Origin of the sequence: Duncaniella muris (assembly GCF_003024805.1) — a bacterium.
Taxonomy (GTDB): domain Bacteria; phylum Bacteroidota; class Bacteroidia; order Bacteroidales; family Muribaculaceae; genus Duncaniella; species Duncaniella muris.
The window spans coordinates 1-5296 of record NZ_PUEC01000058.1 but is presented as its reverse complement, the minus strand read 5'-3'; the positions used below and the strand labels follow the sequence as shown (position 1 = coordinate 5296).

Here is a 5296-nt window from a genome sequence, read left to right as displayed (position 1 = left end):
ATAAAAAGCCGATAAGACAAAATAAAATTGACCCCGTCGGCCAGAACGTTTTCAGGGGTCAATTCAAAATATTTTCAGGGGTCAATTCAACCTTGGTCTAAGGGGTCATCCGAGCCTGGGTTTTCCACTGAACAGATAGTACCACCATTGGCAGAGATATATGCTGAACGTCTGAGGGAGAAAAAAAGGTTTTTGGAATCGTGGACAGGACTTCATATCTTTGTTTTGACACTTCGCTGCAATCAGAACTGCGTATATTGTCAGGCTTCAAGTCAGAATGAAGAAAGTAATGGATGCACAATGAGTAAAGAGACTATGGCGAAGTCTGTCGAGCTTATGTTCCGCTCGCCATCAGACTCTATAACAATGGAATTTCAAGGGGGTGAACCGTCTCTTGTTCCCGATTTGATCGAGTATGGTATTAAGTTAGCAGAAGAAAGAAACAAAGAGGTTGGAAAAGAAATACACTATGTGCTTTGTACAAACAGCATCCATCTAACCGATAGAATGTTGGATATTTGTAAGAAATATGGTGTAGTTATTTCTACCTCATTAGATGGTCCTGCCTTTTTACATAACTCTAACCGTGGCAAGAAAGACAGCTACGAAAAGGTTGTTGCCGGTATTGAGAAGGGACGGCAGGCTGTGGGATATGGGAAGGTTTCAGCATTGATGACTACCTCAGTTGAAGGTCTGAATTATCCCATTGAGATAGTTGATGAATATGTAAAGCTCGGTTTCCATGCCATGTTTCTTCGTGCCTTAAACCCTTATGGTCTTGCAACACATAATGACAATTGGAGTGATTATACTGACCGATTCATTGAGTTCTACAAGAAAGCATTTGAGCATATTCTGGAACTAAATAAACGGGGGACATATTTTGTTGAAGAGTTCGCTGCTATTGTTCTGAGAAAGATGCTTACCCCATATTGTACTGGCTTTGTTGACCTCCAGTCTCCGGCAGGAGTTATAAACTCCGTCCTTATTTACAACTATGATGGCGGTGTTTATTGTTCAGACGAGTCAAGAATGCTTGCTGAGTTCAATGATTACACCTTCCGTCTTGGCAGTGTTAACGACAAATACGAAGACCTTGTATTTGGTAAGAAAGCCAAAGAGATTGCAAACGTATGGGCAAATGAGGCTCTTGCCGGATGCTCGGACTGCGCATTGAAACAGTATTGTGGCGCAGACCCGGTTAGAAACTATTCTACGCAAGGCGATATGTATGGCAATAGAGCCACATCCCTTCTATGCCGTAAGGACAAAGCGATTATAGAGTATCTAATATCATTAATCATCGAGCGTCACGATGAAGTGATGCCTATTTTCAGAAGTTGGGTTTCATGAGAGGTGATTTCAGAATAGATAGCAATGACAACACGTTGTTCACCACAGCGAGGTGTAACAACAACTGCATCATGTGTTGTCAGCCACCGTTGAATAATGACGACATAGATGAACTCTTTGAGCGTAATATTGCCATTATCAATCGTGCCCCTAAAGATATTTCGGTTGTCGGTATATCCGGAGGAGAACCGACTCTTCTTGGAGATAGGTTACTTGACTTGATTAAACATATTCGTCAGACATTGCCGGATTCGGACATTCATATCTTATCCAACGGAAGAAATTTCAAGGACATAGATTACACCCGTAGAGTTGTAGAGGTTGCAGATGATAAACTTTTTGTCGGGATACCACTGCACTCTGACTATTATAAAGACCATGACATAATAGCAGGAGCAAAAGAGGCGTATAACGAAACAATGGCAGGAATATTTAATCTTGCCGCATTTGGAGCCGCCATTGAGCTGCGCATTGTAATCAACAAACTTAATTACATGCGCTTGCCACAGATGGCTGATTTCATTCAAAAGAATCTCCCGTTTGTAGCGTGGACAGCGTTCATGGCAATGGAACACATCGGTCATGCGGTTTCCAATGAGCGGAATATATGGATTGAACCGATTGACTATGCTTATCAATTGGAAGAGGCTGTATTGACACTCGCCCAATGGAGAAAGGAAGTAGCAGTTTACAACGTACCTCTTTGTCTTATCCCGGGGTCAATTCACCCCTATGCACAAAAGAGCATTAGCGACTGGAAGAACAAATATCTTCCTGAATGTGACCAATGCTCTCTAAAATCAAAATGTTGCGGTCTATTCGCAACCAGTAAGAAACCATTTAACGGTATTTTTCCTCAATGAATAAAGGAGCGAAAAAAGAATTATTAGTGGATACCTTTGAGGTCTTAAAAGATATGTGGCCTTCTAAAAGAGAGGCTATTGTCAAGATTTTCCGATCAATGCGTATCATAGATTTGGAAAAGATGATGGACATGTGGGAGTATCTCATAACTAAGAATGAGGTAATCACACATCAGAATAACTATGAGTCATCGGATCTTTTAGAAGGTATGGTACGTGATATATTTACTGACGGATGTTTGTTGAATTATGCTGATAAGCCATTCTCTCTTGCAGTATATCAAAATAAAACCATTTGCAAATATTTGTTTTCAGTCAATCCAAGATTGGGAGAATATACATCAGCCATAATAGCAAATTTAATGTTAGAACTTCCTCTTAAAGAGGTGGAAAAAATTTTTAACAGCATCGGTTCAAGAAAAGTTCAGGATGATGGATTGGGTAATATCCTCACATGGATAATCGAGCGTTTCAGATACGACGAAAATTTAGATAAGAAAATTAAAGACTTCTTATTAAATTATATCGGCGCCATGGCTGACAAAACAGAACGAGCAGTTGCATATGCAGCATATCTTGAAATTGATTAGCTGTGAAAATGTGTAAGTCATAGTAGATTCCATAAGCCTCATAAATAAAAATGTGGAATAAGATAAAGTCAATATTTCGAGATGAGCAGAACTGTGATTCTGTTATAGATTCTTCTAATAAGGAGAATACATCTTCTATGTCCCATAAAGCTGAGATAGTTGGTTCAATACCACCCCAAAAGATGACGCTCTCTAAGGCCTTTGCTTTTCTCATAAACAATTATGGGATAGAGTGTTTCCTTGGCAGCAATCTTATTTCAATTCTAAATGATTTGACTGATTATGAAGGGAATCGCGCCGCTAAATCATTGTTGAGAGAATTTGTTGTAAACCATACATTTTCCGAGTTCATAACTCGATGCGATAGTGATTCACTTGAAAGAGTCAGACAGAAAGCGTTGATAGAATATGGCTTTAATGAAAGAATCACTGAATATGTAATATCTTCAATTGCTGAGGCAACCGGAATATCAATTGTTTTTTCCGAGGATGAACCCATTGAGAATAAAGCACCTAAAAATGAGCCATCCCCTTCCTGTCATTCTCCCCAAAATGTATCGTATATTATTCAATTTATGGGATTACATTTAGGAGAACATGTAAATGATTTCAATAATGTGCTTAAATCCAAAGGATTTAGAAGCAAATATAAAGGTCGATTTGCTGGGCTCGTGAGTATGTATAAAGAACATGGCGGAGATATGTCCGATTATGACTTGGTGGAATGGAAAGAATATGAAGGTCAATTCGCAGATCAAGACTGTATGTCACTGGTTCTATTTGCTACCCCAATAACTCACAGAGTTTATAGAGTCGATGTAAAAATGAGATATTCAGAAGATAAAGCTGGGAAATATGGGCTCGAATATCTTTATAAACGATATTCTTTCTTTTATGGATTACTTACAAATAAATACGGTACTCCTACTCACATAAATCCGGTTGATATTTCTTTGTCGGCTAATTCTAATGAAGGAAAAGGTTTGACCTATAATGATGGGAAAACTACTCTAACACTAACAATAGAGCAAGCTTTGCCTTCTACTAATTACTTCCAAGTTGTCTTACGTTACTCAAGTAATAATGTCCCAACTTTAACATTAGAAAAGCGTCAACAACAATCCATTAATATAGCCAATGAACAAGCTCATCGGCAACAATTAATGTCTGATGTCTGATGAATAATAGGATTATTATGTAAGATGTTGATATTATAAATCATTTACAAAATACCTTCAACATGACCCTACACGGTGCAATTAGTAAAATCCTAAATGGAGATAATTCTAATGAATTATCTCCTATACAGATTTATAATATGCTGTCTGACTTCGGTGTATTTTCAGATTTTCCTCTTTTAAAATTAGCCACTAAGTCTGCACTTGAATTTGGCCTGTGGCAATTGGTTACGTCTCGTTTTAAGAATAGTGAGTCAGATAGAATAAGATTAAAGCTCATTAACTCTGGATTCTCTGACAACGTAGCGGATTCTATTATCACATCTGTGCATATTGTCCAAGAGGATATAAGACATCACATAATTGTTGACGAAAGATTGGTTGATGGTGTGTGTTTGAGAAATAATCAACAAGGATGGTACTATGAAACTCAAGCAGGCGTTAGTTTAACTCCAGCTTATGTCGGTATTTCTGTTATTACAGCGGATGGTCTTTATGCAGCAGCAAGTAGTTTGAGGCCATTTAACAGAGATTACGATGAAGATACACAAATTGGAGCTAAAAGATGGGAGTATGATAAAGTTGGGGATGTAATTCCATCTCACCCAATCCACCCTGGATGTGAACCTGTTAATGTGGCGAGAGCATTCGTTTGTATGGTAGATGGTAAGGTATTTCCCCTTTCGAGAAAAGATTCTACAACATGTAATTCCACCGTCCATACTGGCAACATGGTTCCAGATAAGTGGAGACTATATAATTTTGACAATAAGCCCTTATCGAAGGAATACTCAGAGATATTCCTTTGTTATTCAACGGTTAATATTAAAAATAGGCATCACACTTTAAGTCAATATTATGCTAAATTCCAAAAAGAAGGATTCCTTTTGGTTAAGAATGGATATAAATCAGGGAAACCGGCATATGGCATAATTACGCTTTCTGGGCAAGAAGTTGTTCCAACACAATATTCCCGAATTGAAATTACTGATGTTGGATTTACTTTGGCTTATCCCGGAAATATTCATATATTACCATATTGTGTGTTTTCAGATAGATGTGGTAATGAACTGGAGCGTATCTATGAGTGTGAATGGGTGTCCAAAGTACAAGATGGATATTTGTTCAAGAAGAATGATAGTTTAGGAATGCTAAACAATGATAAAAAGGAAATCATTCCCCCTAAGAGCTTGTTTAAAAACGATTGTTAACAGAAGTGAGTTTTCGGAGAGAAATAACAACAGCTGCGACCATGAGCATTTCGTTGGCTGATTCTGTCGTTTCCTCGTAATTCCTGCACAGCCTTCTGAAG

At 38.1% G+C, this 5296-nt stretch carries 5 protein-coding genes; all 5 read left to right on the top strand.

Annotated elements, in window-relative coordinates; all coding sequences use genetic code 11:
• Positions 1–147 precede the first annotated feature (147 nt).
• The 5 genes from hxsB (at position 148) to C5O23_RS13830 (ending at position 5195) form a co-directional block, all read left to right on the top strand.
• Positions 148–1353 (top strand): His-Xaa-Ser system radical SAM maturase HxsB, encoded by a 1206-nt coding sequence (gene hxsB, locus C5O23_RS13850; RefSeq protein ID WP_240597881.1) that lies wholly within the window; start codon positions 148–150, stop codon positions 1351–1353.
• Positions 1350–2216, top strand: coding sequence for a His-Xaa-Ser system radical SAM maturase HxsC (hxsC, locus tag C5O23_RS13845; RefSeq protein ID WP_107033503.1), 867 nt, complete (start codon positions 1350–1352; stop codon positions 2214–2216). Before hxsB ends, hxsC begins: the two co-directional genes overlap by 4 nt.
• Positions 2213–2806 carry a hypothetical protein gene (locus C5O23_RS13840; RefSeq protein WP_107033502.1) on the top strand — a complete coding sequence of 198 codons (594 nt, stop codon included), beginning with the start codon at positions 2213–2215 and terminating at the stop codon, positions 2804–2806. Before hxsC ends, C5O23_RS13840 begins: the two co-directional genes overlap by 4 nt.
• Before the next feature lie 50 nt (positions 2807–2856).
• On the top strand, positions 2857–3984 hold the full coding sequence (locus C5O23_RS13835; RefSeq protein ID WP_107033501.1) for a hypothetical protein: 1128 nt from the start codon (positions 2857–2859) through the stop codon (positions 3982–3984).
• A gap of 62 nt (positions 3985–4046) precedes the next feature.
• Entirely contained in the window at positions 4047–5195 is a 1149-nt protein-coding gene (locus tag C5O23_RS13830) for a hypothetical protein (RefSeq protein ID WP_107033500.1), read from the top strand.
• Positions 5196–5296: the final 101 nt, after the last annotated feature.

Coding starts and splice junctions, on each gene's coding strand:
- C5O23_RS13830 (WP_107033500.1), top strand. CDS start 4,047: ATGACCCTACACGGTGCAATTAGTAAAATCCTAAATGGAGATAATTCT.
- C5O23_RS13835 (WP_107033501.1), top strand. CDS start 2,857: ATGTGGAATAAGATAAAGTCAATATTTCGAGATGAGCAGAACTGTGAT.
- hxsC (WP_107033503.1), top strand. CDS start 1,350: ATGAGAGGTGATTTCAGAATAGATAGCAATGACAACACGTTGTTCACC.
- C5O23_RS13840 (WP_107033502.1), top strand. CDS start 2,213: ATGAATAAAGGAGCGAAAAAAGAATTATTAGTGGATACCTTTGAGGTC.